Below are 1,219 nucleotides of genomic sequence, written 5' to 3' on the forward strand. Positions count from 1 at the left end.
TGGCTCCAGGGCCGTTGCAAGCGTAGCGAACAGCGTCGCGCTGGGCGCGGGCAGCACGACGACGGCGGCCTCGACGGGTCCATACACGATCAACGGCGGCACGGCGGCGGGACCGGTCTCGGCGGCATCGACCGACGCGGTGAACGGCTCGCAGCTTTACGCGGTCGGCACGTCGGTGAACAATCTCGGGAGCAGCGTGGCCATAGGGCTTGGCTGGACGTCGAGCTATGACCCGGCGACGGGGAAGGTCGCGACGAACCTCAGCGTTGGCGGGACGGGCTATAGCGATGTGAACAGCGCGCTGGATGCGGTGAACACGCTGGCCGGCACGGGATGGAATGTGCAGGCGAATGGCGGCGCGGCGGACAAGATCGCGCCCGGCGAGACGCTGACGATCACCGACGGGAAGAACACGCAGGTCGTGTATGATGCGGCGGCGAACAAGCTGAGCGTGGCGGTGATCGACAATCCCTCCTTCACGAGCGTGACGACGGGCGGCACGAAGCTCGACGCGAACGGCCTGACGATCAGCGGCGGCCCGAGCGTGACGGCGGCCGGTGTGAATGCGGGCGGCAAGGCGATCACCAATGTCGCGACCGGATCGGCCCCGACCGATGCGGTGAATTTGGCTCAGTTGAACGAAGCGCAGGCGGCGGCGACAACGCGCTATTACAGCGTCAACGATGCCGGCACGAAGGGCGGCAATTATAATAATGACGGGGCTCGGGGCAACAATAGCCTGGCGGCGGGTGTCGGGGCTTCGACCGGCGAGGGCGCGACCAACGGCGTCGCTATCGGTACCGGAGCGACGATTACAACGGTGGCCGGAAATCCGCGAGCGCCGATCAACGGGATTTCCGTTGGCACGAAGGCGTCGGTCGCCACCGAAAGCGGCATCGCGATCGGCAATGAGGCCGCGGTTAGCGCATCCGTGGATAGCCGCAACGGCATCGCCATTGGCGGAAGATCGCAGGTAACGGGTCAAAATGGCGTGGCGATCGGCGGGGGTGGCAATGGCACCGATAACGGAGCCGGCGCCGGCCTCACCAATATCGCGGGTAACAGCGCCACAGCGGTCGGCTTCGGTAGCCGCGCCACTGGCCGCGGTGACGTCGCGATCGGCTATGCCTCGACCGCGCAATCGACTTCGCCGCTCGCGGCGGTGATTGATAGCAATTATAATACGGCGCTGGGCTATCGGGCATCGGCGGAGAGCCCG

Annotated in this window: 1 pseudogene; it reads left to right on the forward strand. The window is 66.4% G+C overall.

Annotated elements, in window-relative coordinates:
- Positions 1-1,219 (forward strand): annotated as a pseudogene (locus ACIPPQ_RS21695) (hypothetical protein); the annotation flags it as partial.

The sequence above is a fragment of the Sphingopyxis sp. LARHCG72 genome (genome assembly GCF_052871675.1).